We start from the raw sequence: 26,467 nt of genomic DNA, 5'->3' as shown, positions 1-26,467 counted from the left end.
GGGTTTCGGTTCTTTGGGGGGAAGGAAAAACGAAGCGAGGCGCGGAATTTATTTTCCGCGATGGGACAGCCGCCAGCATGCCGCATTTGCAGGTCGCCCCGCGTCAGCCATTCCGCGCAACGCAGGCCGGACAAAGCCGCCGATTCGAAAAATTGTGCGTTTATGTATCGGCGACCTTCAGGATGTCCACGGCGCTCAGCGCGTACACCGCATAGAGCGGCACGCCGAAGACCATCCGGAACACCGGGCCGAGCAGCGTGTAGGCCAGGCCCAGGCCCTCCATCACGCGGTAAGTGCCGGTCAGACGCAGGCGCGGGTGCGGCTCGGTCAGGTCCGCGGGGCGGCGCAGGCCCCAGAGAAACTCGGCGCCCGTCGGCCGCACCGACGGATGGTTGCGCGCGCGCCCCGTGGCGATCCAGCACATGGCGTCGAACGCCAGCACAGAGCCCGCGGGTGCCCGCTCGCCGAAGGCCGCGAGCACCGCTTGCACGGTCTCGGGCTTGAGATACATGAACACGCCCTCAGTGAAGAGGAAGACCGGCTGCGCATTGCGCTTCTTCGGCAGGCCCAGCTGCTCCCACCAGTTGGGAGAGGTCAGGTCGAGCTCGCGCAGGTCGTGGCGCGGATGGGTCTCGGGAATGAGTTCGCGGCGCAGCGCGAGCACCTCGGGCAGGTCGGCATCGGTCATGCGCGACTTGTCGTCGTCCAGCCACTGGAAGTAGTGGCTCAGGCCGCAGCCCATGTTCACCACGCGCGCACCGGGATGGCGTTTCAGAAAATCCTGCGCGAGGCTGCGAAAGCGCCGCGTGCGCGCCAGGATGCCGTAGATGGTCGCCCGGTCTTCGGGCAGGGCCTGCCCGTCGTCGCGGATCTTCTCGAGGATGGCCGCGGCATAGGCGTCGCGCACGGCCACCTGAGGAAAGATGGCGTCGCCCGACGCACGCGCCGCCAGGGGAATCCGCAAGGTGGAGGGAACAGCCGACAGGCGCCGAGCGAGCTTGCTGGTCGTCATGAATGCAGGAGCGGAGTCATGCGCGAAGTCTCACGGCTCCTGCGCGCCCGGGCAAGTCAGTCTTTCGTACCGCCTTGCCGGCCGGGGGCGGTTACCTCTTCGCCTTACTTGGCGGTCGGCATCACGAACTCGGCACCCTTGGGCGTGCTCTCGGGCCAGCGCTGCATGATCGACTTCTGCTTGGTGTAGAAGCGCACGCCTTCTTCGCCGTAGGCATGCATGTCGCCGAACAGGCTCTTCTTCCAGCCGCCGAAGCCGTGCCAGGCCATCGGCACCGGGATCGGCACGTTGATGCCCACCATGCCCACCTGGATGCGGCGGCTGAACTCGCGCGCCACGTTGCCGTCGCGGGTGAAGCAGCTCACGCCGTTGCCGAACTCGTGGTCGTTGATGAGGTCCACCGCGTCCTTGAAGTTGGCCACGCGCACGCAGCTGAGCACCGGGCCGAAGATTTCTTCCTTGTAGATGCGCATCTCGGGCGTGACGTGGTCGAACAGCGTGCCGCCCATCCAGAAACCGTCGCCGCAACCCTCGCCGGCCTTGCTGCCGTCGAATGAACGGCCGTCGACCAAGAGCTTCGCGCCTTCCTTCTCGCCCTGTGCGATGTAGCCGGTGATGCGCTCGTGCGCCGCGCGCGTGACGATCGGGCCCATCTCGGCCGCGAGGTTGGTGCCGTTGAGCACCTTCAGCGTCTTGGTGCGCTCGATGAGCTTCGGAATGATCTTGTCGGCCACGTCGCCCACCAGCACCGCCACGCTGATCGCCATGCAGCGCTCGCCGGCCGAGCCGTAGCCCGCGCCGATCAGTGCGTCGACGGTCTGGTCGATGTCGGCGTCGGGCATGACCACCATGTGGTTCTTCGCGCCGCCCAGGGCTTGCACGCGCTTGCCGTGTCGCGCGCCGGTTTCGTAGATGTAGTTGGCGATGGGTGTGGAGCCGACGAAGCTCACGGCCTTGACGTCGGGGTGCTCGATCAGGGCATCGACCGCGACCTTGTCGCCCTGCACGACGTTGAACACGCCGTCGGGAAGGCCCGCTTCCTTGAACAGCTCGGCGATGCGCAGCGACGGGGTCGGGTCGGTCGGGCTGGGCTTGAGCACGAAGGTGTTGCCCGCGGCAATGGCCACCGGGAACATCCACATCGGCACCATCACCGGAAAGTTGAAGGGCGTGATGCCGGCGACCACGCCCAGGGGCTGGCGCAGCGTCCAGTTGTCGATGCCGGTGCTCACCTGGTCGGTGAAGTCGCCCTTGAGCAGTTGCGGGATGCCGCAGGCGAACTCGACGATGTCGATGCCGCGCGAGACCTCGCCTTGCGCATCGGTGAAGACCTTGCCGTGCTCGGCGGTGATGAGGTGGGCGAGCTCGTCCTTGTGCTCGTTGAGCAGCTGCAGGAACTTGAACATCACGCGCGCGCGGCGGATCGGCGGGGTGTCGGCCCAGGCCGGGAACGCGGCCTGTGCAGCGGCGACCGCGGCATCGACCTCGGCACTGGCGGCCAGGTGGACGTTGCCGGTGACCACGCCGGTCGCCGGATTCGTCACTGCCTGCGTGCGGCCCGACTGGCCGGGCGCGTGCTGGCCTGCGATGAAGTGGGCGATCGATCCGGGCTTTGAGGATGCAGAGGTCATGGGAGGGCCAAGAAGTGGTGAGGAAGGCGCCAAGTCTAGGAAGGCGAGGGGTGCCTGCCTATACTCCAGCGCTGAATTGTTTGTTCGCCAAACTGAACAATGGAACCATGGATACCAAAAAAGCCGAGTCGCTCTGGGCCCATCTGCACTGGCTGATCGTGCTCGGCCAGCAGGGCAGCTACACCGCCGCGGCTGCACGGCTGGGCGTGAGCAAGGCGGCGATGAGCCAGCGCATCACCGAGCTGGAGCGGGCGGTGGGCGTGACGCTGGTGCGCCGGACCACGCGCAGCATGCGGCTCACCGAGGCCGGTCAGCGCCTGGTGGACCAGACCCGCGAGCCCTTCGAGCAGATCGCGCATAGTTTCCTCAACGCGCGAGACCTGGCGGGCGAGCCGCGCGGGCTGATCCGGGTCACGGTGCCGGTGGCCCTGGGGCGGCAGCAACTGGTGCCGAGGCTGACCGACTTTCTCCTGGCCCATCCGTCGATCCGCATCGAGATGGAGTTCTCGGACCGGCTCAGTTCGCTGGCAATGGAGGGCTTCGATCTCGCGATCCGGCATGCGGCCGCGCCGCCCGACACGCACGTGGCCTGGCGGCTGTGCGCCACGCGCTCGGTGCTGGTGGCCAGCCGCGCGTACCTGCGCCGCAAGGGAACGCCGCTCACGCCGCACATGTTGGCCGCGCACGACTGCCTTCACTATCCGCGCGGGCAGGAGACGAACGTGTGGTCCTTCGAGCGGCGCGGCGGCCGCGCACGCCAGGCCGAGCGCATGACCGTGCCCATCGACGGGCCGCTGGCAGCGAACAACAGCGAGGCGCTTCGTGATGCCGCCCAGGCGGGCCTGGGCATCGCGCTGCTGCCGGACTTCAGCGCGCAAGCGGGCCTGCAGGCAGGCAAGCTGGTGGAAGTGCTGCCCGAATGGCGGCCCACCGGGGCTTTCGCGGATGAGATCTACGCCATCCGCCCGTATTCGCTGCACATACCGCGGGCCGTGACCCTGTTCGTCGAACACCTGCGCGAGGCGCTGAAGGCGGGGTTCGAGGTGTGAGCGTACGGCTCAGAGTTTCTTTTTCATCGAGGCGAGATAGAAGCCTTTGACGTAATCATCGATGCGGCCGTACTCCTCGTAGCCCTGCTTGAGATAGAAGCCGCGGGCCTGCCACTCGAAGGTTTCGAGAGCCGCGCCGTGCGCACCGAGCTCCGTGGCGCGCCGCTCGGCTTCTGCGAGGAGGCGCGTGCCCAGTCGCTGGCCGCGTGAGGCCTCGGCCACCCAGAGCACGTCGATGCGCAGCCAGTTGAGGAAGACGTAGGCGCGCAGTCCGCCCACGAGTTCTCCATTCGCGTCCCATGCGTTGAGGCACACCGGCTGTGCCTGCGGGTATTCGCCGACGAAGCCGTAGTTGAACTGCCGCAGGTGCCGGCCGAGCACGCCGCTCCGGACTTCTTCTTCGGTGGCGGTCGAGATGGTCGCCGGTGTCTGCCTGGTCATCGCCGGATCATGAATCGCACCAGTGCCGAAAGTCATGGGTCGGCGAAAAGAAAATTTTTGACATGTTATGTCGGCACACATATAGTGATCCCATCGAAGCACCGCTCGCTTCCAACGGTACGCAACCACAAGGAGAGGTATGCAATCACTGCTCGATCAACTCAAGGGCCTCGATGCGCTGGCGGGCGCCGCAATGGGTGGGCTGCCGGTGCAGCTGCAGCCCATTCCGGGCAGCACGCCCGTGGTCCAGGTGAGCATCGAGGGGCGCGACGAGCTGCCTATCTTCATTACCAGTTCCGACATGCAGATCATCTGCATCTGCTACCTCTGGACCGAGGATGAAGTGAAGCCGGAGCGGCGCACCGAGCTGCTCGAATCGCTGCTCGACCTGAACCCGTCCGTGCCGCTGTCGTCGTTCGGCCGCGTCGATGGCCGCTACGTGCTCACCGGTGCACTGGGGCGCAATGCGAGCGTGGAAGACGTCGCACGCGAAGTGGCCGTGCTCAGCGACAACGCGCTCGATGCGCTCGACGCCCTGTCCGAATTCCTGAATTAAGCGGAGATCCACATGACCGTCATCAAGAAGCTTGTCACCCTGCTGCGCGGCAGCGCGCGCGAAATCGGCGAGAGCGTGGTCGACAGCAACGCCACGCGCATCTACGAGCAGGAAATCATCGACGCCAAGCACAGCATCGAGAAGGCCAAGGGCGACCTCACCGGCGTGATGGCCAAGGAGATGCAGTCGGCCCGCCAGATCGAGCGGCTGAAGAACGAGATCGCGCGCTACGAAGGCCTCGCGGTGGAGGCGCTCAACAAGACGCAAGAGGGCCTTGCGCTCGACGTGGCCGCCAAGGTCGGCACCATCGAGCAGGAACTCGAGGAGCAGGCCAAGGCCCACGCTTCGTATGCGCTGCAGGTCTCCAGGCTCAAGGAGCTGATCAAGTCGGCCGAGGCGCGCATCCGCGAGCACGAGCGCGAGATCGGCATCGCCAAGACCACCGAGAGCGTCTACCGCGCCACGCAGTCGATCTCCGAGAACATCGGCAGCGGCGGCTCGCGCCTGGCCAATGCGCGCGAATCGCTCGAACGCATCCGCGCCCGCCACGAAGACCTGGCCGACCGCATGACCGCCAGCCAGGCGCTCGAGAACGAACTGGGCCACCAGGCGCTCGAGAAGAAGCTGGCCGCCGCGGGCATCGGCAACGACGCAGACCGCACCGGCAAGGTGATGGAGCGCATCCGCGCCCGCCAGGCCAACCCGGGCGGGACCGCTTCGGAATGAACGTGCGGGTCAAGCCGGTTCGCTGGCAGGGCTCGGACGAGGCGATACGCGCCGTCCAGGTGGCGTTCGACGTGGAGGAGGCCGTGCTGGAGGCGGTGCGCACGGCGGCGTTCGAGCAGCACGTGTCCACCTCCGACCAAATCCGCCAGCTGCTGGGCCTGGCGACCACGTCCAAGCCCAAGCGGCCGCGCCTGACGGTGTCGCTCAGTGGGGCAGACTACGAATTTCTGGCCAGGCGCTACGGCCTGGCCGCCGACGATCGGCTGGCCATCAAGGAGAGGGCCACGCGCGACCTGATTGCATTTGCAAGTGGTGGAAAGAAGGGCGCCGGCGCGGGGAAGCCGGGCCGCAAGTAGAACAACGAACAACAACCCGCACGCGGGAGGATCAATGGGCAATTTCATGGATGCGGTGACGGGGTACCCCACCGCGATCTACACGGTGCTGCTGGGCGTCGTGGTGATCTATTGGGTGCTCGCGGTGCTCGGCATGGTCGACATCGAACACAGCGGCATCGACGTCGACCTGCATACGCATGCCGACGGCGACTCCAGCGACGTAGGCCAGCTCGCAAGCTACGTCGTGGCCTTCGGCCTGAACGGCGTGCCGTTCTCGGTGGCCGTGAGCCTGCTGGTGCTGGTGGCGTGGACGGTCTCGTGCCTGGGCGGCGAGTGGCTCATGCCGCTGGTGCCCACGATGCTGCTCAAGCTTGTGGCCGGCACGGTGCTGCTGGTGGCCAGCGCGGCCATCGCCATTCCCGTCACGGCCGTCGCCATCCGGCCGCTGCGCGGCCTTTTCGTGAGCCACACGGCCGTGAGCAATGCCGGGCTGGTCGGCCAGGCCTGCCGCGTGGTCACCGGCGTGGTGAACGAGAAGGACGGCCGCGCCGAAATTTCCCGCCGCGGCGCGAGCCTGAACATCCGCGTCTGGGCTCCCACGCCCAACACGCTCAAGCGCGGCTCGCACGCGCTCATCCTCGAATACGACGAGGTGGCGGGGCGCTACCTCATCGCGGCGCACGAAGACATCGTCTGATCACGCGCACCCCTTACTGTTCGTCCGCTCTCAAAGCAAATCTGGAGAAAAAATGGAGCCCATCATCTTTGCCGTGGTCATACTGGCCGTCGTCATCCTCGGCCTGTTCGCGATGTTCGCCAAGTTCTATCGCAAGATCGAACAGGGCCACGCGCTCATCGTGAACACGCTGCGCGCCGAGCCCGAGGTGACCTTCACCGGGCGGATGGTCTACCCGATCATCCACAAGGCCGAGCTGATGGACATCTCGGTCAAGACCATCGAGATCGACCGCTCGGGCAACGAAGGCCTCATCTGCCGCGACAACATCCGCGCGGACATCAAGGTGAAGTTCTTCGTGCGCGTGAACAAGACCGCCGACGACGTGCTGAAGGTGGCGCAGGGCATCGGCTGTGCGCGGGCTTCCAACCACGAGACGCTCGAGGAATTGTTCTCCGCCAAGTTCTCCGAGGCGCTCAAGACGGTCGGCAAGTCGATGGACTTCGTGGACCTCTACCAGGCGCGCGACGGCTTCCGCGACCAGATCATCAGCCAGATCGGCAACGACCTCTCGGGCTACGTGCTGGAAGACGCGGCCATCGACTACCTCGAGCAGACGCCGCTGTCGGAGCTGGACGCCAACAACATCCTCGATGCACAGGGCATCAAGAAGATCACCGAACTCACGGCGGTCGAGCATGTGCGCACCAACGAACTGCGCCGCAACGAGGAAATGCAGATCAAGAAGAAGAACGTCGAGACGCAGGAAGCGCTGCTCGAACTCGAACGCCAGCAGGCCGACGCCACCTCGCGCCAGCACCGCGAGATCGCCAGCGTGCGTGCCCGCGAGGAGGCCGAGACCGCCAAGATCCAGTCCGAGGAGCGCACGAAGTCCGAGACCGCGCGCCTGCTCTCGGAGCAGACCGTGGCCGTGCAGCAGGAGAACGTGCAGCGCGAGAAGGAAGTGGCCGAAAACAATCGCAAGCGTGCGGTGGCCGTCGAGGAAGAAAAGGTCACGCGCGCCCGCGACCTGGAAATCGTCGACCGCGAGAAGGAAGTGACGCTGCAGCGCATCGAGAAGGACAAGGCCGTCGAAGTGCAGAAGAAGGCCATTGCCGACGTGATCCGCGAGCGCATCGTGGTCGAGCGCACGGTGGCCGAGCAGGAAGAAGCCATCAAGGAACTGCGCGTGGTGGCCGAGGCCGAGCGCACGAAGAAGTCGGTCGTGATCATGGCCGAGGGCCAGGCCGACGAGAAGATGGTGATCGACGTGAAGGCGGCCGAAACCCAGGAAAAGCGCGCACGCCACAAGGCGGCCGAAGAGCTGACGCTGGCCGATGCCAAGCTGAAGGTCGCCGAGCGCGATGCCGAGTCGAAGAAGCGCGAGGCCGAGGGCATGGAAGCCCTGTCCGCCGCGCCGGGCCTGGCGGCTGCCAAGGTCGAGATCGCCACCGCGCAGGCGCGCCTGGCCACCTTCGAGGCCGAAGCCTCGGGCAAGGAAAAGCTGGGCCTGGCCGACGTGCACGTGCGCCAGGCCGATGCCGACGCGATCCTCAAGGCCGGCCAGGCCGACGCGCAGGTGATCGAGGCGCGCTCGCAGGCCGAAGCCGCCGGCATGCGCGCCAAGTTCGATGCCGAAGCCTCGGGCAAGGAAAAGCTCGGCCTCGCCGACGTGAGCGTGCGCACGGCCGATGCCGAAGCCACGCTGAAGTCCGGCCAGGCCGATGCGCAGGTGATCGAAGCCCGCTTCAACGCCGAGGCCAAGGGCCTGCACGAGAAGTTCGAAGCCATGAAGTCGATGAGCCCCGAAACCCGCGACCACGAAGAGTTCCGCATGCGCCTGGAAAAGTCGCACATCGAGACCCTGAAGGGCATCGATGCGCAAACCTCCATCGCCAAGGAACAGGCCGATGTGCTGGGCACCGCGCTCGCGAACGCCAAGATCGACATCGTGGGCGGCTCGGGCGACTACTTCGACAGCTTCGTGCGCTCGCTCTCGGTGGGCAAGGGGATCGACGGCGTCATCTCCAAGAGCCAGGCGGTGCAGGTCGCCTTCAAGGACCAGCTCTCGGGCGAACGCGACGTGGTGAAGGACCTGCGCGACATCGTCGGCGCCCTCGGCAATTCGTCGGGCGAGATCCAGAACCTCAGCGTGGCCTCGCTGATGAGCCGCATTGCCGCAGACGGCACCGAGAGCCAGAAGTCGGCGCTGCAGAACCTGATCTCCACCTTTCGCCCGTTGAACGGAAGCGCGCAATGAACCCGAGCCTGAAGTGCAGCTGCACCGGGCACGCATCGATGCAGCCGGTGGCGCTGGCCGAGGCCCTGCTGGGCGTGCAGTGCGTCGACTGCAGCGGCATGGTGATGGCCATGGACGACTGGCGCGCCTGGAAGGCCGCCGACCCGAGCCGCGTGCCGCATGCGGTCGACGACGAAGTCATCGAGGTGTTCGACATCGCGGCCGTGCGGCATTGCCCCGAATGCGACCGGCTGATGCAGCGCCTGCGCGTGAGCGCCGGGCCCGACTTCCGCATCGACCGCTGCGTGTCGTGCCAGAACCTGTGGTTCGACGCGGGCGAGTGGCGCGCCATCGTGAGCCGCGGCCTTGCCGGCCGGCTCGACGAGTTGCTGTCCGACGGATGGCAGCGGCGCCTGCAGACCGAGGAGGTGCGCGAAGCGCGCCTGGCCGCGCTGCGCCGCCGCTATGGCGACGACTGCATCGACGAGCTGGACCGCATCCGCGCCTGGCTCGACACCCAGCCTCACCGCGACGAACTGCTCGCACTGTTGCGCGCGGACTGATCGCGCCGATCCATGCAATCCACTGACGAAACGGGAGCGCCGCCCGGCGCCCAGGCGCAGACCCCCGCCGACCAGACCGAAGCCCTGGTGTCCGGCAGCGGCAGCTACGACCTGCTGAAAAAGCGGCTCGAGACCCAGGGCGAGGGCCTGCTCAAGAAGACTCAGGCGCTCAACGAGCAGCGCCTGGCCGAGTTCGGCCGCTCCGACCAGACGCTGATCCTGCGCACGCGCGCGCGCACCGAGAACAACGCCGTGGCGCGCGACATCGTGCGCATCGGCGACCTGCTGCTGTTCGGCTACAACGTGTTCATCGGCCTTCGCAAGGAAACGGCCGTGGGCGACGTGTTCGGCCTCTACCGGCTCGCGACGCCGGGCGAAGCCGCCACGGAAAACGACGAGCTGCAGCCCGTGCCGCTGGCCGGTAGCTTCCTGGAGGACACGCGCTTCGTCTCCGACTTCCGCGAGCTCTACGCCTACTACAAGCAGGCCACGCTGCTGCAGCTGCGCGTGACGCAGGACAAGCTGCTGGCCGCGTTCCAGATCGGCCAGCAACTGCATGACGTGCGCGTGTTCCGCTGGGCCATCGAGCGCGACGGCAGCATCCACTACATCGACAACCGCGGCGAGCGCGACATCGCCTTGCCCGCGAGCCACGATTTCGAATGGACCGTCGCCACGCGCGAAGACCATGTGGGCGGCAAGCACCCGCACGTGAACGTGCTCGATACGGTGTTCGTCGAAACGCTGGGCGGCGACCTCACGATCAAGATCGAGAACAACACCGAGACGGGCCTCGGGATCTACAGCGAACCGGTGGAGGACAAGAGCCAGTCGCTCACCGACGCCGAAATCGCCTGGGCCAAGCTCGGCATGCTGATCCTCTTGCGCGTGAAGCCCTACCGCGAGCAGGTCACGCGCTACCTGGTGTTCAACATCCGCACGCAGCAGGTCGAGCGCATCGATGCCGTCGGCGGCTCCTGCGTGCAGCTGCCCGAAGACCACGGCATCATTTTCCCGGGCGGCTATTACCTGCAGTCGGGCGAGTACAAGCGCTTCGACCTGCCAGCCGAGGTGGTGGAGCACCTGCGCTTCAAGCGCATGCTTCGCTCGCCCAATGGCGAGGACGTGGCCTATGTCTTCTACGACCCGAAGCCGGGGCGCTACGCGCTCTTCAACTACAACCTGATCGACAAGAAGCTCGCCACGCCGATCATCGCCAACGGCTACGCGCGCTTTGCCGACGGCCGCATCCTCGTGTTCCACGACAACGACGGCGAGCCGTCGCGCGTGCACCCGATGCAGCTGTGGCAAACGCCGTTCGCCAGCGACGAGCATGTGAGTGCGCAGCCGCCGGCCACCGGCTTCTTCGGAAAGATCGGCAACGCCGAACTGGTGCGCGGCGTGAGCGACCTCATGGGCATCGCCCGCGCGGTGCGGGAGCAGGCACCCACGCGCGCCGCCTACGAAGACCTGATCCGCCAGTGCACCCGGGTGAGCGACGCCTACTTCTGGCTCGACGCGCCCGAAGCCGCCGGCCTCATGGGCGAGCTGCGCAGCATTGCCGACGTGGCGCGCAGCACGCTGGCCGAGTTCGAGAAGGTCGACACCATCCGGCGCGAAACCGCGCGCGCACTGGCCCGCGCCGAAGACGCGCAGCATGCGCTGCTGGTCGACATCGCCAGCACCATCTGGCGTGCGCCCGACGATTTCGTGAAGGCGCTCGGGCGCCTGCGCGAGCGGCGCGGCGCGCTGCAGATGCTCAAGGAGCTGCGCTACGCCGACCTGCCGCGCATCGCCGCGATGGACGCTGCGCTCGAGGTGGAGCAGCAACGCATCGGCGAGCGCGCGATGCAGTTCCTGGCGGCCGACACCGCATTCAACGGCCAGCGCCAGGCGCTGGACAAGCTTGCGCTCGAGCTGCCCAACTTGGCTACCTCGCCCGCGCTCGGGCAGATGCTCGCGACGCTCGACGAGCAGGCCGCAGGCCTCGATCTGCTGACCGAGCAGCTGGGGAGCCTGCCGGGCGGCGATGCCGTGATACGCACCTCGATCCTGGACCGCATCTCGCTGATCTATGCCGACATCAACCGCATGCGCGCCGATGCGCGCGTGCGGCGCAAGTCGCTGGGCGCGACCGAGGCGCGCGCGGAGTTCGGCGCGCAGTTCAAGCTCTTCAGCCAGGCGGTCGAGAACGCGCTGGAATTCGCCGACACGCCCGAGAAGTGCGACGACGCGCTCACGCGCCTCCTGGCTCAGCTCGAAGAAATCGAAGGCCGCTTCGCCGAGCAGGAAGATTTCCTGGCCGACATTGCCGAGAAGCGCGAGACCGTGTACGAGGCGCTCTCGGCGCGCCGCCAGAGCCTGGTGGAAGCCCGGCAGCGCCGCGCCCAGGGCGTGGTCGATGCGGCGGGACGAATCCTCGACGGCATCCCGCGCCGCATCGCGCAACTGGCCGACCTGACGCAGGTGCACAGCTATTTCGCGGCGGACCCGATGATCGGCAAGCTGCGCACGCTGATCGTGGACCTGCGCACGCTGGGTGCCGCGGTGCCGGCCGACGAGCTCGACACGCGCCTGAAGACCGCCCGCGACCAGGCCCTGCGCTCCATCCGCGACAAGCGCGAGCTGGTGAGCGAGGGCGGCGACACGCTGCGCCTGGGCCGCCACGCCTTCACCGTGCATCGCCAGCCGGTGGACCTCACGCTGGTGGCCCGCGACGAGGGCATGGCCTACCAGGTGACGGGCACCGACTACCAGAGCCCTGTGGACGAGCCCCGCCTGCTGCCGCTGCAGCGCTACTGGAACCAGTCGCTGGTGTCCGAGACGCCGGAGCTCTCGCGCGCCGAGTACCTTGCCGGCCGGCTGCTGGAGGCGCTGCTCGACGGCAAGGCTGAGCGCACCTGGGCCGAGGTGCTCACGCTGCTGGCCGAAGACCCGCTGCATCCCCAGCTGCTCGACATGGTCCGCCGCTTCGCTGCCGCGCGGTACCAAGAGGGCTACCAGAAGGGCATCCACGACGACGACGCGCTGCGCCTGCTGGGCGCGCTCGTCGGCATGCAGGACCAGGCGGGCCTGCTGGCCTGGGGGCCGACCGAGCGTGCGTTGGCCTTGCTGTACTGGCAGCACGGGCACCTGATCGCGCACCGCGAATCGCTGCTGCGCCGCGCGCGGGCCGCGATGCAGATGCAGACCCTGTTCGGCCGGCGCGATGCGCTGGAGCAGCTCGAAGCCGACACCGCGCGCGCGTTGAAGCACTTCGCGCACGACGTGGTGCCCGACATGCTGCCGCTGGCGCAGGACGCGAGCGAAGAAGAGCGCGATGCGCACGACGGCCGCGTGTCCACCTTGTGCGACCAGGCCGCCGCCTACCTCGTGCGCGAGCTGGCCGGTGAGCGCGGGGGCGAAACCTGGGCCGTCTCGGGTGCAGGCGAAGACCTCGCCGCCGCGCTGCTGCGCGAACTCGAACGCAGCGGCCGGCGCGACGCCTGGCAGCACGACCTCGATGCCGCGCCGCCCGCGGAGCGCTGGCGCCTCGCGCGCGACTGGGTGCGCGCCTACGCCGTGCACCAGGCGCCGCAGTCGATCGACTGGGTGGACGACGCGGCCAGCGTGCTGGCCATTCCGCTGCAGCGCACACGCATCAATGCGGCGCTCGACCGCACGGTAGAGGGTTTGCGCGGCGAGCATCCGCGCGTGGCCGAAGGCCGCCTCACGCTGAACCTCAACGACTTCTGGCGCCGCTTCCTGTTCCACACGATGCACGCGGTGCCGGGCTACGAGGCGCTGCACCGGCTGCGCCACGAGCTGCTCGAGCGCGAAAAGGCACGGCTCAAGCTCAGCCAGTTCCAGGCCAAGCCGCTCTCGACGTTCGTGCGCAACCAGCTGATCGACGAGCTCTACCTGCCCATCATCGGCGACAACCTCGCCAAGCAGATCGGCTCGGCGGGCGAGGGCAGCCGCACCGACCGCATGGGCCTCCTGCTGCTGATCTCGCCGCCCGGCTACGGCAAGACGACGCTGATGGAGTACGTGGCGGACCGGCTCGGGCTGATCTTCGTGCGAATCAACTGCCCGGCGCTCGGCCATGGCGTGACCGCCATCGACCCGGCCAACGCGCCCAACAGCGCGGCGCGGCAGGAGTTGGAAAGGCTCAACCTGGGCCTCGCGATGGGCAGCAACGTGATGCTGTACCTGGACGACATCCAGCACACGAGCCCCGAATTCCTGCAGAAGTTCATCGCGCTGGCCGACGGCACGCGACGCATTGAGGGCGTGTGGAACGGCGAGCCGCGCAGCTACGACATGCGCGGCAAGCGCTTCGCGATCGTGATGGCGGGCAACCCCTACACCGAGTCGGGCGACGTGTTCAAGATCCCGGACATGCTTGCCAACCGCGCCGACATCTACAACCTGGGCGACGTGCTCTCGGGCCGCGAGGCGGCGTTCGCGCTCTCGTACATCGAGAACAGCCTGACCTCCAACCCCACGCTGATGCCGCTGGCCTCGCGCGACCCGAAGGACGTGCAGCTGCTGGTGAAGATGGCGCAGGGCCACGACGTGCCGAGCAGCGCGCTCTCGCATGCCTACAGCGCGGTCGAGCTGGAGGAAATCAAGGCGCTGCTGCAGCGGCTGTTCCGGGCGCGCGACCTGCTGCTGAAGGTGAACCTCGCGTACATCGAATCGGCCGCGCAGCAGGAGGCCTACCGCGCAGCGCCGCCGTTCAAGCTGCAGGGCAGCTACCGCAACATGACCAAGCTCGCGGGCAAGATCACGCCGCTGATGCGCGACGACGAGCTCGATGCGCTGCTGCGCGACCACTACCGCGGCGAGGCCCAGACGCTGACCACCGGCGCCGAGGAAAACCTGCTGCGCCTCGCGCAGCTGCTGGGCAGCCCGACGCCGGAAGAAAGCGCGCGCTGGACCGCCATCTGCGACGAATTCGTGCGGCAGCGCAAGCTTGGCGGCGCCGACGTGGACGGCAGCCAGCGCATCGCGAGCAGCATGCTCGACGTGGCGCGCGCGGTCGATGCGCTCAAGCCTGTGCCCCCGCCGGTCGCCGAAGGGCCGAGCGAAGGCCAGCGCCTGGCCGACGCGATGCTGCAGATCGCGGTGACCTACCGCGAGTTGATCCTGCCGCTGGTGACCGCCACCGAACGACGGCTCGAGCTCGACCGCTCGATCAAGCAGGACATGGAGCGGCTGGCGGCCGAGGTGCAGGCCACGCGAGCGCCCAAGCGCGCACCCCCGACCAAACCGGACAAGGACCACTGAGACATGCAGGCCAACGCCACTTTTGCACCCGCGTCCGGCGAGCCGCAGGCCGCATTGCCCGAACTGCTCGCGCAACTCGACGCCACCATGGCCGACGCACGCCTGAGCGACGACGAGCGCCGCGTGCTGGTGCACACCCTGCGCGAAGCCTCGCCGCCCGAGGACGGCCTGCGCCAGCTGCGCAACCGCGCCTTCGACCTGGTGCGCGCGCGCACGGCCGACCCCGAGCAGCTGTCGCTGCTCAAGTGGCTCGAAGGCGTGGTGCGCGCGATCGACACCGGCCGCTCGCCCGATGCCGTGGCGGTGCGCTCGCAAGCCTTCTTCAGCCCGGGCACCGCCTGCCTGCAGGCCATCAACCAACAGCTGAAGGCTGCGAAGCGCTCGGTGGACCTGTGCGTCTTCACGCTGTCGGACGACCGCATCACCGCCGAGGTGCTGGCTGCTCAGCGGCGCGGCGTGGCGGTGCGCTTCATCACCGACAACGACAAGGAGTTCGACCGCGGCAGCGACGTCGGCCAGCTGCGCGCGGCCGGCATCCCGGTCGCGGTGGACCGCACCGAGGCGCACATGCACCACAAGTTTGCCATCTTCGACGGCGCGCGGCTCATCAATGGCAGCTACAACTGGACGCGCAGCGCCTGCGACTACAACGAGGAAAACGTGATCCTGAGCAACGACCCGACGCTCGTTCGCCGCTTCGCGGACGAATTCGACACCTTGTGGAAAGAACTGCAGGCCGACTGATGGCGAGACGAATCGACTACGACTGGGAGCTGCCTCCCGAGATCCAGCAGCGGCTGGGCGGCACGACGTACGGCGCGCAGCGCATCATCCACGAGCAGGGGCACCTGATGGTGATCCTGCACGAGCCGCCTGCCGGCACCGGCGCCGAGCGCAAGCCTTCGGTGTTCCTGCGCAAACCCGACGGCGCGTGGCTGCACAAGGGCAACAACCCCGGCGAACGGGCGCTTGCCAAGCTGCTCGAGAGCTACCGCGCGGCGTTCAGCACCTTCGAGATCCGCCATCAGTCGGCCGAGACCTCGGAAGACCTGTTCCAGATCCTCGGCCCGCTGATGCCGCTCACCCGTGCCGCGCGGAACATGCAGGACACGCTGCAGGCAGCCCGCGAGGCCGTCAAGGACGACCAGATGCTCGTCGACCTGCGCGACCTGGCCGTCGAGATATCGCGCGGCTTCGAGCTGCTGCTGGCGGACACGCGCATGTCGCTGGACTACCGTCTCGCGCATGCCGCGGAGGCGCAGGCGCGCTCGGCCATGGAAATGAACCGCGCGCAGCACAAGCTCAACACCATCGCGGCGCTGACCTTTCCGCTGATGGCCATCGGCGCGGCCTTCGGCATGAACCTGCACAGCGGCGCGGAGAACCTGCCCGGCTGGGTGTACTGGGTGATCTTCGCGGCAGGCATCTGGCTGGGCGTGATGCTGCGCGGCTGGGTCAAGGCGCCGGTGGCGCCGGCGGTCGTGCCAAGGCCGGCGTCCGCGCTGAAGAAGAAGTAAGCGAAGAGGGCGGTGAACGGGTGGCCTTGCCGGCCCTCGCGATTCGCGAGGGCTCGTTGCCAAACGGGCACTTCTCTTCATCTCGGTCTGATCCTAGAGTCGCCCGTGTCCGCACAACGAGAAAGCTTCCCATGATCGACCACCTGGATCACCTGGTGCTCACGACCGCCGACGAGGAGGCCTGCGTGCGCTTCTACGTCGACGCGCTGGGCATGACGCTGGAGACCTTCGGCGCAGGCCGCAAGGCCTTTCGCTTCGGCAACCAGAAGATCAACCTGCACGTGAAGGGGCACGAGTTCGAGCCGAAGGCCGATGTGCCCACGCCCGGTGCGCTGGACCTCTGCTTCATCGCGAGCGTGCCGCTCGAAGCGGTCGTCGAGCGCCTGGGCGAGAAGGGCGTGTCGATCATCGAAGGGCCCGTGATGCGCACGGGCGCCACCTCGCGCATTCGCTCGGTCTACATGCGCGACCCCGACTTGAATCTCATCGAGATTTCAGAGCTCGCGCCCTGAATTTCTCGTCCGATGAAGTCGTGCCCGGGCTACGCCTTGACGCCGAGCACCGACAGGATGATCGCGGCCAGCGTCAGGATCACCGGCAGGCGGTGCGTGGCGATGGTGTGGACCTGGGCGACCGACAGCCGGGTTTGCTGAAGGAGGTTCTTTTCGGAATGAAGCGCTGTGGACATATCGAGTACTCCTGAGTGACTGCGAACGTCTTGTTCGCATGTGTTCGAAGATAGGCCTGCGGGCGGGAAACGGCACAGCGCTTTCGACGATGCGGCGTTTCCGTTTTCGCAACGATCGGGCGTTCAGGTCCTGGAACTTCCCGCCGCCTCCAGGATCAGGTTGGCGATCCGGTCCGGGTGCGAAATCAGTGAAAGATGGCTGGAATCGATTTCGATCGTCCTGGCCTTCATGCGCTGGGCCAGGAAGCGCTCCAGCTCGGGCGAAGTGGTGCGGTCCCTGGTCGACACCGCGTACCACGAGGGCTTGGTGCGCCAGGCGGCCTGCGTGGTACGCGAGGCGAAGAGCGTGTCGGAGATGCGGCCCTGCACGGCGTACAGCACGCGCGCCCTGGCCGGATCGAGATCGCCTGCGAAGTCGCGCAGGAACGCTTCTTCGTTCAATTGCGCAAAGCCGTTCGCCTTGACGAGGCCGGCGCTGGCCGGCGGCGTGGGGAACTTCGCGGCGAGCGCGCCGTAGTCCTCGCCGGCATCGGGGGCGCGCGCGGCCACGTACACCAGCGCCGACACCTTGGGGTCGACACCGGCTTCGCTGATCACCGTGCCGGCCCACGAATGGCCCACCAGCACCGTCGGGCCATCCTGCAGGGCCAGGATGCGCCGCGTGGCCTCCACGTCGTCGGCCAGCGAGGTCAGCGGGTTCTGCACCGCGGTGGCCTTCAGGCCCGCCTGCTGCAGCCGCCCGATCACGTCGGACCAGCACGAGCCGTCGGCGTAGGCGCCATGCACCAGCACCACGTTGCGCACGCCCGGTGCCAGCGTCTGCGCAAGGCCGCGGGTGGAGAGGGTGGATGCGGCAACGCCTGCGACGATGGCGGCGGAGAAAGAGCGGCGGTTCATGGGTCTGGGTCCTTGTGCGGAGAGCTTGGTGAAGGGGAGTCGATGTCCCGTACTCTCGGCGCCGTGCGTTCCGCGCGCATTGCGGCGGCCCGGCCTTCGATGCAGATGAAGCGGGCGCGGATTACAGACGAAACATGAAAGCCATGAAGGCCGGCCGCCGCCCTAGCCTGCTATGAGCTTCTGCACCAGCTCCGCGGTGGTCGCCGCCGCGTACTTGCGCATCAGCCGCGCACGATGCAGCTCGACCGTGCGGTGGCTGATGCCGAGCGCCTTGCCGATCTCCTTGGAGGTCAGCCCCTGCATCACCTGCGCGGCCACCTCGCGCTCTCGCGGCGTGAGCTCGGCCTTCACCGCGCGGCGCGAGCCCAGGTCCTCGAAGGTCCAGATGCCGGCCTCGTGGGGCGCCGCGCGGTTCATCGCGTGGCCGGTGACGTGGCACCAGAAGGTCTCGCCGGCCATCGCGCCGTGCAGGCCGCCCAGGCGCTTCATCATGCGGTTGTCGGCGTAGTTGCCGTTGGCGTTGAGGAACGGCTCCATGCGCTTGCCGATGCGCTCGAACTCGGCCACGCTCGGGTACAGGATGCTGAACGAATGCCCCACCAGCGCGGAGGGCGTTGCGCCGAAGATCTCGCACACCCGCTGGTTGCACGCCACGATGGTGCGGTTGCTCGAGACGACCATGCCGACGGGTGCATGCTCAAACGCCAGCCTGTAATCGATCTCGGGCATCGGGGGTCACCATTACGAAATACTACGTATGCGGGTACGTAGTATCGTTGACGGCTTCCCACCCAATCACCTACCCACTTCACCATCCATCAAGGAGCCCGAGTGAACAAGATTTATCCCTCCGCAGACGCGGCACTCAAAGGGGTCGTGGCCGACGGGCAGACGCTCGCGGTCGGCGGCTTCGGCCTGTGCGGCATTCCCGAAGCGCTGATCGAGGCGCTGAAGGACTCCGGCGTGCAGAACCTCACCGTCATCTCGAACAACGCGGGCGTCGACGGCTTCGGCCTCGGCAAGCTCCTGGAGACGCGCCAGATCAAGAAGATGATCGCCTCGTACGTGGGCGAGAACAAGGAGTTCGAGCGCCAATACCTCGCAGGCGAGCTGGCTCTCGAATTCACGCCGCAGGGCACGCTGGCCGAAAAGCTGCGCGCGGGCGGCGCGGGCATCCCGGCCTTCTTCACCAAGACCGGCGTCGGCACCCAGGTGGCCGAGGGCAAGGAACTGCGCGAGTTCGACGGCGAGACCTACGTCATGGAGCGTTCGCTGGTGCCCGACGTGGCACTGGTCAAGGCCGACGTGGCCGACAAGTCGGGCAACCTGCGCTTTCGCCTCACGGCGCGCAACTTCAACCCGGCCGCCGCCATGGCCGGCAAGCTCTGCATCGTCGAGGTCGAGAAGATCGTCGAAGTGGGCGAACTGGCCCCCGACGACATCCACCTGCCGGGCATCTACGTGCATCGCATCGTGCTGAACGCAACGCCCGAGAAGCGCATCGAGAAGCGCACCGTGAGCGCCGCGGCGCCGGTCGATGCGGCCGCCGCCAAGGTCGAGGCACAGGCCGCCATCGCGCAGGCCGCGGCCGGCAGCGAGCAGCCCGTGCCGACGGTGCCCGTCAACAAGAAAGAAGGAGCCTGATATGCCCTGGACCCAAGACCAGATGGCGGCCCGTGCCGCGCAAGAACTCGAAGACGGCTTCTACGTGAACCTGGGCATCGGCATCCCGACGCTGGTGGCCAACCACACCGGCACCAAGGAAGTGTGGCTGCAGAGCGAAAACGGCATGCTGGGCATCGGCGCCTTCCCGACGGAAGACAACGTCGACGCCGACCTCATCAACGCCGGCAAGCAGACCGTGACCACCATCCCCGGCTCGGCCATCTTCGGCAGCCACGACAGCTTCGCGATGATCCGTGGCGGCAAGATCAACCTGTCGATCCTCGGCGCCATGCAGGTCAGCACCGAAGGCGACCTCGCCAACTGGATGATCCCCGGCAAGATGGTCAAGGGCATGGGCGGCGCGATGGACCTGGTGGCCGGCGTCAAGCGCGTGATCGTTCTGATGGAGCACGTGGCCAAGAAGAAGGACGGCACCGAGGACTTCAAGATCCTCGAGAAGTGCACGCTGCCGCTGACCGGCGTGGGCGTGGTCGACCGCATCATCACCGACCTCGCGGTGATGGACGTGGTGCCTGAAGGCCTGAAGGTGATCGAGCTGGCGCCCGGCGTGAGCTTCGATGCGCTGCAGGCGAAGACGGGTGCCAAGCTGATCCAGTAAGGTCCGGAGCACGTCGCACGTCGCTGCATGACACGACAAGGGCCGCCGATGCGGCCCTTTGTCATTGATGGATGAGAAACTGCGCGCATGGCCTACCTCGACACCGACAACCTCCGGACCATCTTCCTCGACGACGAGGCCCTGCGCGTGCGGCGCCTGCAGCGACAGCCGTGCGGGATGCTCCGTATCACGAGCGGTCGCATCGTGGCCTGCGATCCGCTTGTGCAGCCCGAGCGCGAGCCGTTCATCCGCAGCGTGAACGGACGGGGCGCATTTCCGGTCGAGGTGCTGCAGCACGAAGGACGCCATGCGCTGGCGGTGCTCTGGCTGCGCGAGCGGGGCGGGTCGACGGTCGCCGACCTGCGCTGGGAGCCGGCGCTGCTCGACGGGCAGTCGCAGGACGAGCTGGGCGACGACGAGTTCTACGGCTACCCCGTCGATGCCGGCGTCGGCTGCTTCATGGATGCGGAATGCGCCGCGGCCATCGCCGAGCGCGAGGCGCGCGAGTCCGCCAACCCCGACTACGTCAGCTACTACGACGACGTGCTCGACACCGAACTGGGCGTCAAGGACATGGCGGACCATTACCCGCTGGGCGAGGGCAGCGCGAACAACGTGCTCATCTTCAGCTCAGGCTGGGGCGACGGCAGCTATCCGAGCTTCTGGGCACTCGACGCCTCGGGCGAGCCCGTGGCGCTGGTGACCGACTTCATGACGATGCAGGGCGGCGATGCGCGCAGCGAGGACGAAAAGCGCGACGACGCCTATGCGGCCAGCCTTTCCCCCGAGCGACTGGCGGCGCTGGAGGCCTTGGGTGCCGCTGCGGTGAATGGCGACGCGGCCGCCATCCGGCCATTGCTCGACGCCGGGCTTGCCGGTGCGAACGACATCGTTCCGTCGCTCGGCGAAACCGCGCTCCTGAGCGCGATTCGCATGAACCGGCTCGAAGCCTTGCGCGTGCTGCTTGGCGCAGCGCCATGCCCTGCCATGCCCGAGCAGTTGCGCATCGAAGGCAAGGCGGAAACCTACCTGGCCTTTGCGCAATGGCTCAAGAAGCCGCGCGTACCGGGCCTAGTCGAACTGCTTGAAAAGTCCGAGGCCATCGCCGCAGAGCCCGCTGCTGGCAGGAGCATCTGGAAACGCCTCTTCTCGTGAGCGGCTAGGTGCCGAGCGCGGCACGCACCTTGTCGCCGAGCCCGCGAAGCCGTTCGACCGGCTCGTTCGAAAACACGAAGCGCAGGTACTGCGCACCGTGCACGTCGCCCCAGCCTTTCATCGCCGTCGCGCAGACGCGCGCTTTCAGGAGCCGCTCCGACAGCGTCTGCCCGTCGATGCCGAAATCGCTGGTTCGCAGCAGCAGCGACCATCCGCCCGCCGGAACGCCGACCGGCAGGCCCTTGAGTTCACCCAGCACCGTGTCGCGCCGTCGCTCCAACTCGGCCACGTACGGCGCGAGCGTGCGAGCCGATTGTTCCAGCGCCGTCGCCACCGCGTCCTGCGCGATGCCCACCGGCACGACCACGTTGGCGAGCGACACGGCCACCAGATCGGGCATGTAGCTCTCGGGCGCGATGGTCCAGCCCACCCGCCAGCCGATCATGCGCAGTTCCTTGGCCGACGAGCCGACGGTGATCGTGCGCTCGGCCATGCCGGGGAGGCTCGCCGGGTGAATCACTTGGCGGCCGTCGTAGAGCAGGCGCTCCATGGCCGTGTCGAGGATCAAGGTCAGGTCGTGCTGCACGCACAGCGCTGCTATGGCGCGCCAGTCGTCCTCGTCGAAGAAGCCGCCGGACGGCATCGACGGCGACATCAGCAGCATCACGCGCACACGCGGTCCGATGGCGGCTTGCAGTGCCGCGCGATCGAGCTTCCATTCGCCGCCGGGCGTGAACTGGAAGGGCACGTACTTAGGCGTGCCTCCCGCCAGCCGGATGCGATTGAGCAGGCCCGCGTAGGTCGGGTCGGTCACCAGCACCTCGTCGCCCACCTCGACCGTTGCGAGCAGCGCGTTGAGGATGCCCGAGAGCCCGCCCGCGGAGATCACGCAATGGCGCGGGCCGTAGTCCACGCCCGAGACCGCAGACACATGCCGCGCGGCGATCTCGCGCAACCGCGACTGGCCGACGAAGGGCAGGTAGCTGTTGTCCGAATCCTCCGAGGCGGCGCGCACGGTACGTGCGATGGCTTCAGGGTCCGGAGGGATGTCGACGTCGAGGTTTTCTAGGCGGAGAAAGGGTGGGCCGTCTGCATCGTCCGCGATGGCGCCCATGCGGTCGACGCCGATGCCTGCGATGTGTTCGAGCCGGGCGGGGCGATGGCGGGGCATGCGTGTCTCCTCGATGGCTACAGAGTCGATTTGCGCGGACGCGGCTGCCGCTGCTGCGCGACTGCCTTGTCCTCCGGTTTTTCCGCATTCTGCGGCAGCAGCACCGGTTGCTGCGCCTGCGCTGTCTCGCGCAGGAAGTTCCACACGGCCTGCATGCGCACGAGGTGCTTGGTCTCCGCGGGCATCGACATCCAGAACGTGCGCGTGAAGTTCGCCTCGCCCCGCAGCACCGGTTTCAGCGCGCCGTCCTTCTCTGCGATGAACGCCGGCAGCACCGCGATCCCCGCGCCCGCCGCCACCGCCCGGTGCTGCGCGAGCACGCTGGTGCTGCGCAGCGCAAACGCGTCGGGCCGGTGCAACTCGTCCAGGTACTGCAACTCCTTGCTGAACAGCAGGTCGTCCACGTAGCTGATGAAGGTGTGGCCGCGCAGGTCTTCGCGCGTCCTGATCGGGTTGTGTCCGGCGAGGTATTGCTTTGACGCATAGAGCCGCAGCGTGTAGTCGGTGAGCTTGCTCACCACCACCGGGCCGCGCGCCGGGCGCTCCAGCGAGATCACGATGTCGGCCTCGCGCCGCGACAGGTGTACCAGCCGCGGCATCGCGAGCAAGTCGATGGTGAGCTTGGGGTGCTGCGCCGCGAAGAGCGCGAGCTGCGGCGCCAGCACCACCGTGCCGAAGCCTTCGGTGGCGCCGATGCGCACGAGGCCCGAGAGGCCTTCCTGCGAGGCCGGCGCAGTGCTCTCGACGGCCTGGAAGGCGCTCTCCATCGCCTCGACCTGCGGCTGCAGCCGGCGGCCCGCTTCGGTGAGCCGGTGGCCGCCCGATTCGCGCGAGAAGAGCGGTGCGCCGACTTCCTTTTCGAGCGACTGGATGCGCCGCGCTACCGTGGTGTGGTCCACCTCGAGCCGGCGCGCCGCGCTCATCAACGTGCCGGAACGGGCCAGCTCCAGGAAGTAGCGCAGATTGTCCCAGTCCATGGATGTGCGTCTCCTCGTGTTCGCTTGTAATCGCCTGTGACGGCTCGCACCAGGACTCTGCATTTTTGCAAAGCCGTGGCGCATATTTGTCTATTGTCATGGCAAATCTGCAAAGCTAGGATGCGGGTTGCACCGGCACCGACCGGTATCGCCTTTTCAGATTTCGCAGAGATTCACAGGAGACAAAACCATGGACGCCACCACCACACCCTCGACCGAAGTCGCCACCGTCAAGCTCTTGATCGGCGGCAAGCTGGTCGAGTCCAAGACCACCGAATGGCGCGACATCGTCAACCCGGCCACCCAGCAGGTGCTGGCCCGCGTGCCGTTCGCCACGCAGGCCGAGCTCGACGCCGCCGTGGCTTCCGCCAAGGAAGCCTTCAAGACCTGGCGCAAGACCCCCATCGGCACGCGCGCGCGCATCTTCCTGAAGCTGCAGCAGCTCATCCGCGAGAACATGGGCGAGCTGGCCGCGATCCTCACGGCCGAGCAGGGCAAGACGCTGCCGGACGCCGAAGGCGACGTGTTCCGCGGCCTCGAAGTGGTCGAGCACGCATCGAACATCGGCAACTTGCAGCTGGGCGAGCTGGCCAACAACGTGGCCAACGGCGTCGATACCTACACGCTGCTGCAGCCGCTGGGCGTGTGCGCCGGCATCACGCCGTTCAACTTCCCCGCGATGATTCCGCTGTGGATGTTCCCGATGGCCATCGTCACGGGCAACACCTTCGTGCTGAAGCCCTCCGAACAAGACCCGATGGTCACCATGCGTCTGTGCGAACTGGCGCTCGAAGCCGGCATCCCGCCGGGCGTGCTGAACGTGATTCACGGCGGCGAAGCCATCGTCAACCTCATCTGCGACCACAAGGACATCAAGGCGATCAGCTTCGTCGGCTCGACGAAGGTCGGCACGCACGTCTACAACCGCGCCACGCTGGCCGGCAAGCGCGTGCAATGCATGATGGGCGCGAAGAACCACGCCATCGTGATGCCCGACGCGAACAAGGAGCAGACCCTCAACGCATTGGCAGGCGCCAGCTTCGGCGCCGCTGGCCAGCGCTGCATGGCGGTGTCGGTGGCGGTGCTGGTGGGCGATGCGCGCACGTGGGTGCCGGAGCTCATCGCCAAGGCCAAGACGCTGAAGATCGGCGCCGGCACCGAGAAAGGCGTGGACGTGGGCCCGCTGGTTTCGTGCGCCGCGTACGACCGCGTCAACAATCTCATCGAACGCGGACTGGCCGATGGCGCCAAGCTCGAGCTCGACGGCCGCAAGCCGACCGTGCCCGGCTACGAGAAGGGCAACTTCGTCGGCCCGACGATCTTCACCGGCGTCAAGCCCGGCATGACGATCTATGACCAGGAAATCTTCGGCCCCGTGCTGTGCGTGGCCGATGCAGAGACCATCGACGAAGCGATCGAGCTGATCAACAGCAACCCCAACGGCAACGGCACGGCGATCTTCACGCAGTCGGGCGCCGCGGCGCGCCGCTTCCAGGAAGACATCGACGTGGGCCAGGTCGGCATCAACGTGCCGATTCCGGTGCCGGTCCCGATGTTCTCGTTCACCGGTTCGCGCGCCTCCAAGCTCGGCGACCTGGGCCCGTACGGCAAGCAGGTCATCATGTTCTACACGCAGACCAAGACCGTGACCGCACGCTGGTTCGACGACAGCACCGTCTCGCACGGCGTCAACACCACGATCAGCCTCAAATGAGGCGCGGGTTTCGCGTCGCGGCCTGGGGTGCGGTGGCGGCGCTCGCCTTGTTCGCCGGCAGCGCGCAGGCCGCTGGCGATGCCGGGCCGGACGACTGCAATCCCAATGGGGACCAGCAGCAGATGAACGCCTGCGCGGCGCGCGACTTCCGTGCGGCCGATGCCGCGCTGAACATCCGCTACGGCGAGGTGATGAAGACGCTCTCGCCGCAGATGCGCGTCGCACTGCGCAACGAACAGCGCACCTGGCTCAAGGGCCGCGACCCCGCGTGCAAGCGGGCTTCGAAAGCGAGCGAAGGCGGCTCGATCTGGCCGCTGGTGTTCAGTTCATGCCTGGAGAAATCGACCCGGAAACGGACCGCCGAACTGGACCGCTGGAAGGGACGCGAACAATGAACTTCGAACTGTCCGAAGAACAAAACGCCTTTGCGCAGACCGCGCGCGATTTCGCACAGGCCGAATTCGCGCCGCATGCGGCGCAGTGGGATGCGGAGGCCATCTTCCCGAAGGAGGCCATCGCCAAGGCCGGCGAGCTGGGCTTCTGCGGCCTGTACGCGCCCGAGCGCGTCGGCGGCCTCGGGCTGCCCCGGCTCGATGCGGCGCTGGTGTTCGAGGAAATGGCCGCGGTCGACCCCTCGACCACGGCCTTCATCACGATCCACAACATGGCGACGTGGATGCTGGGCACCTGGGCGACCGACGCGGTGGCCGCGCAGTGGGGCGAAGACCTGACCAGCGGACGCAAGCTCGCGTCGTATTGCCTGACCGAACCGGGCGCGGGCTCGGATGCCGGTTCGCTCAAGACGCGCGCCGAGCTGCAGGGCAGCGAGTACGTCATCAACGGCGGCAAGGCCTTCATCTCTGGCGCCGGTTCCACCGACGTGCTGGTGCTGATGGCGCGCACCGGCGGCGCGGGCGCGAGCGGCATCTCGGCCTTCGCGGTGCCGGCCGACGCGCCCGGCGTGAGCTACGGCAAGAAGGAACACAAGATGGGCTGGAACAGCCAGCCCACGCGCACCATCAACTTCGACAACGTGCGCATCCCGGCCGACAACCTGCTGGGCAAGGAAGGCGAAGGCTTTCGCATCGCGATGAAGGGGCTCGACGGCGGGCGCATCAACATCGCGACCTGCTCGGTGGGCGCCGCGCAAGGCGCGCTCGATGCAGCACGCCGCTACCTGCACGAGCGCCAGCAGTTCGGCAAGCCGATCGCGAGCTTCCAGGCGCTGCAGTTCAAGCTGGCCGACATGGCGACCGAACTGGTCGCCGCGCGGCAGATGGTGCGGCTCGCCGCATCGAAGCTCGATGCGGGCCATGCCGACGCCAGCACCTACTGCGCGATGGCCAAGCGCTTCGCGACCGATGCGGGCTTCAATGTCTGCAACGACGCGCTGCAACTGCACGGCGGCTACGGCTACCTGAGCGAATTCCCTCTGGAGCGCCTGGTGCGCGACACCCGCGTGCACCAGATCCTGGAAGGCACCAACGAGATCATGCGCGTGATCGTTGCGCGAAAATTGCTGGAAGGGGACAGCGATATCCGCTGACGCCCCGCATCCGGAA

General features: G+C 67.3%; 25 protein-coding genes. 17 read left to right on the top strand and 8 right to left on the bottom strand.

What is annotated here, in order from left to right:
* Window positions 1–160: 160 nt before the first annotated feature.
* Together RT97_RS13690 and RT97_RS13685 are read right to left on the bottom strand one after the other, a co-directional pair.
* Entirely contained in the window at window positions 161–1,012 is an 852-nt protein-coding gene (locus RT97_RS13690) for a class I SAM-dependent methyltransferase (protein ID WP_042579311.1), read from the bottom strand.
* Window positions 1,013–1,116: 104 nt separating this feature from the next.
* Window positions 1,117–2,643, bottom strand: a complete 1,527-nt coding sequence (locus RT97_RS13685) for a CoA-acylating methylmalonate-semialdehyde dehydrogenase (RefSeq protein ID WP_042579310.1) — start codon at window positions 2,641–2,643, stop codon at window positions 1,117–1,119.
* Between the two features lie 107 nt (window positions 2,644–2,750).
* On the opposite strand from RT97_RS13685, the gene RT97_RS13680 reads away from it, so the two are divergent.
* A complete protein-coding gene (locus RT97_RS13680; RefSeq protein WP_042579309.1) occupies window positions 2,751–3,692 on the top strand; it encodes a LysR family transcriptional regulator in 942 nt (313 codons plus the stop codon).
* A 9-nt stretch (window positions 3,693–3,701) separates the two neighbouring features.
* Here RT97_RS13680 and RT97_RS13675 read toward each other — a convergent pair whose 3' ends face one another.
* Complete coding sequence (locus tag RT97_RS13675) at window positions 3,702–4,133, bottom strand: GNAT family N-acetyltransferase (protein WP_042579308.1); 432 nt, start codon at window positions 4,131–4,133, stop codon at window positions 3,702–3,704.
* Between the two features lie 139 nt (window positions 4,134–4,272).
* On the opposite strand from RT97_RS13675, the gene RT97_RS13670 reads away from it, so the two are divergent.
* The 10 genes from RT97_RS13670 to RT97_RS13625 all read left to right on the top strand — a co-directional run bounded on the left by RT97_RS13670 (window position 4,273) and on the right by RT97_RS13625 (window position 16,531).
* Entirely contained in the window at window positions 4,273–4,689 is a 417-nt protein-coding gene (locus RT97_RS13670; protein WP_052810649.1) for a YjfI family protein, read from the top strand.
* 12 nt (window positions 4,690–4,701) lie between these two features.
* On the top strand, window positions 4,702–5,415 hold the full coding sequence (locus tag RT97_RS13665; RefSeq protein ID WP_042579307.1) for a PspA/IM30 family protein: 714 nt from the start codon (window positions 4,702–4,704) through the stop codon (window positions 5,413–5,415).
* A complete protein-coding gene (locus RT97_RS13660; protein WP_042579306.1) occupies window positions 5,412–5,771 on the top strand; it encodes a hypothetical protein in 360 nt (119 codons plus the stop codon). Before RT97_RS13665 ends, RT97_RS13660 begins: the two co-directional genes overlap by 4 nt.
* Window positions 5,772–5,805: 34 nt before the next feature.
* Window positions 5,806–6,450 (top strand): hypothetical protein, encoded by a 645-nt coding sequence (locus RT97_RS13655; RefSeq protein ID WP_042579305.1) that lies wholly within the window; start codon window positions 5,806–5,808, stop codon window positions 6,448–6,450.
* A gap of 52 nt (window positions 6,451–6,502) precedes the next feature.
* Window positions 6,503–8,689, top strand: a complete 2,187-nt coding sequence (locus tag RT97_RS13650; RefSeq protein WP_042579304.1) for a hypothetical protein — start codon at window positions 6,503–6,505, stop codon at window positions 8,687–8,689.
* Window positions 8,686–9,231, top strand: a complete 546-nt coding sequence (locus RT97_RS13645) for a zf-TFIIB domain-containing protein (RefSeq protein ID WP_042579303.1) — start codon at window positions 8,686–8,688, stop codon at window positions 9,229–9,231. The genes RT97_RS13650 and RT97_RS13645 overlap by 4 nt, the downstream gene beginning before the upstream one ends.
* A 12-nt stretch (window positions 9,232–9,243) precedes the next feature.
* Window positions 9,244–14,502 (top strand): DNA repair ATPase, encoded by a 5,259-nt coding sequence (locus RT97_RS13640; RefSeq protein ID WP_042579302.1) that lies wholly within the window; start codon window positions 9,244–9,246, stop codon window positions 14,500–14,502.
* A gap of 3 nt (window positions 14,503–14,505) precedes the next feature.
* Window positions 14,506–15,246 carry a phospholipase D-like domain-containing protein gene (locus RT97_RS13635; protein ID WP_052810648.1) on the top strand — a complete coding sequence of 247 codons (741 nt, stop codon included), beginning with the start codon at window positions 14,506–14,508 and terminating at the stop codon, window positions 15,244–15,246.
* Window positions 15,246–16,019, top strand: coding sequence for a CorA family divalent cation transporter (locus RT97_RS13630; RefSeq protein ID WP_042579301.1), 774 nt, complete (start codon window positions 15,246–15,248; stop codon window positions 16,017–16,019). Before RT97_RS13635 ends, RT97_RS13630 begins: the two co-directional genes overlap by 1 nt.
* A 131-nt stretch (window positions 16,020–16,150) precedes the next feature.
* Entirely contained in the window at window positions 16,151–16,531 is a 381-nt protein-coding gene (locus RT97_RS13625) for a VOC family protein (RefSeq protein ID WP_042579300.1), read from the top strand.
* Window positions 16,532–16,560: 29 nt separating this feature from the next.
* On the opposite strand, the gene RT97_RS33430 is transcribed toward RT97_RS13625, so the two are convergent.
* From RT97_RS33430 to RT97_RS13615, 3 genes are all read right to left on the bottom strand, one after another.
* Entirely contained in the window at window positions 16,561–16,707 is a 147-nt protein-coding gene (locus RT97_RS33430) for a hypothetical protein (protein WP_172672201.1), read from the bottom strand.
* Window positions 16,708–16,830: 123 nt separating this feature from the next.
* Window positions 16,831–17,604 carry an alpha/beta fold hydrolase gene (locus RT97_RS13620; RefSeq protein ID WP_042579299.1) on the bottom strand — a complete coding sequence of 258 codons (774 nt, stop codon included), beginning with the start codon at window positions 17,602–17,604 and terminating at the stop codon, window positions 16,831–16,833.
* A 162-nt stretch (window positions 17,605–17,766) separates the two neighbouring features.
* The gene (locus tag RT97_RS13615; protein ID WP_042579298.1) at window positions 17,767–18,333 is read right to left on the bottom strand and encodes a LuxR C-terminal-related transcriptional regulator; all 567 of its coding nucleotides are present in this window, start codon (window positions 18,331–18,333) and stop codon (window positions 17,767–17,769) included.
* Between the two features lie 102 nt (window positions 18,334–18,435).
* Between RT97_RS13615 and RT97_RS13610 the strand changes: the two genes are divergently transcribed.
* From RT97_RS13610 to RT97_RS13600, 3 genes are all read left to right on the top strand, one after another.
* Window positions 18,436–19,248, top strand: coding sequence for a CoA transferase subunit A (locus RT97_RS13610; protein WP_042579297.1), 813 nt, complete (start codon window positions 18,436–18,438; stop codon window positions 19,246–19,248).
* A gap of 1 nt (window position 19,249) precedes the next feature.
* Window positions 19,250–19,888, top strand: a complete 639-nt coding sequence (locus RT97_RS13605) for a 3-oxoacid CoA-transferase subunit B (protein WP_042579296.1) — start codon at window positions 19,250–19,252, stop codon at window positions 19,886–19,888.
* Window positions 19,889–19,975: 87 nt separating this feature from the next.
* Complete coding sequence (locus RT97_RS13600) at window positions 19,976–21,043, top strand: DUF4241 domain-containing protein (RefSeq protein ID WP_042579295.1); 1,068 nt, start codon at window positions 19,976–19,978, stop codon at window positions 21,041–21,043.
* Between the two features lie 4 nt (window positions 21,044–21,047).
* Here the strand turns inward: RT97_RS13600 and RT97_RS13595 are convergent, their stop codons facing one another.
* Together RT97_RS13595 and RT97_RS13590 are read right to left on the bottom strand one after the other, a co-directional pair.
* Window positions 21,048–22,214 carry a pyridoxal phosphate-dependent aminotransferase gene (locus tag RT97_RS13595; protein ID WP_042579294.1) on the bottom strand — a complete coding sequence of 389 codons (1,167 nt, stop codon included), beginning with the start codon at window positions 22,212–22,214 and terminating at the stop codon, window positions 21,048–21,050.
* Window positions 22,215–22,231: 17 nt separating this feature from the next.
* On the bottom strand, window positions 22,232–23,191 hold the full coding sequence (locus RT97_RS13590) for a LysR family transcriptional regulator (protein ID WP_042579293.1): 960 nt from the start codon (window positions 23,189–23,191) through the stop codon (window positions 22,232–22,234).
* A gap of 190 nt (window positions 23,192–23,381) precedes the next feature.
* On the opposite strand from RT97_RS13590, the gene RT97_RS13585 reads away from it, so the two are divergent.
* The 3 genes from RT97_RS13585 to RT97_RS13575 are packed head-to-tail and all read left to right on the top strand — an operon-like array spanning window position 23,382 to window position 26,451.
* Complete coding sequence (locus RT97_RS13585) at window positions 23,382–24,905, top strand: CoA-acylating methylmalonate-semialdehyde dehydrogenase (protein ID WP_042579292.1); 1,524 nt, start codon at window positions 23,382–23,384, stop codon at window positions 24,903–24,905.
* Complete coding sequence (locus RT97_RS13580; RefSeq protein ID WP_042579291.1) at window positions 24,902–25,300, top strand: lysozyme inhibitor LprI family protein; 399 nt, start codon at window positions 24,902–24,904, stop codon at window positions 25,298–25,300. The genes RT97_RS13585 and RT97_RS13580 overlap by 4 nt, the downstream gene beginning before the upstream one ends.
* Complete coding sequence (locus RT97_RS13575) at window positions 25,297–26,451, top strand: acyl-CoA dehydrogenase family protein (protein ID WP_042579290.1); 1,155 nt, start codon at window positions 25,297–25,299, stop codon at window positions 26,449–26,451. Before RT97_RS13580 ends, RT97_RS13575 begins: the two co-directional genes overlap by 4 nt.
* The last annotated feature ends 16 nt before the right edge of the window (window positions 26,452–26,467 follow it).

This window comes from Variovorax paradoxus (assembly GCF_000834655.1).
GTDB classification, from domain to species: domain Bacteria; phylum Pseudomonadota; class Gammaproteobacteria; order Burkholderiales; family Burkholderiaceae_C; genus Variovorax; species Variovorax paradoxus_F.
The sequence above is the reverse complement of the archived record's forward strand: the minus strand, read 5'-3'. Positions and strand labels throughout refer to the sequence as shown.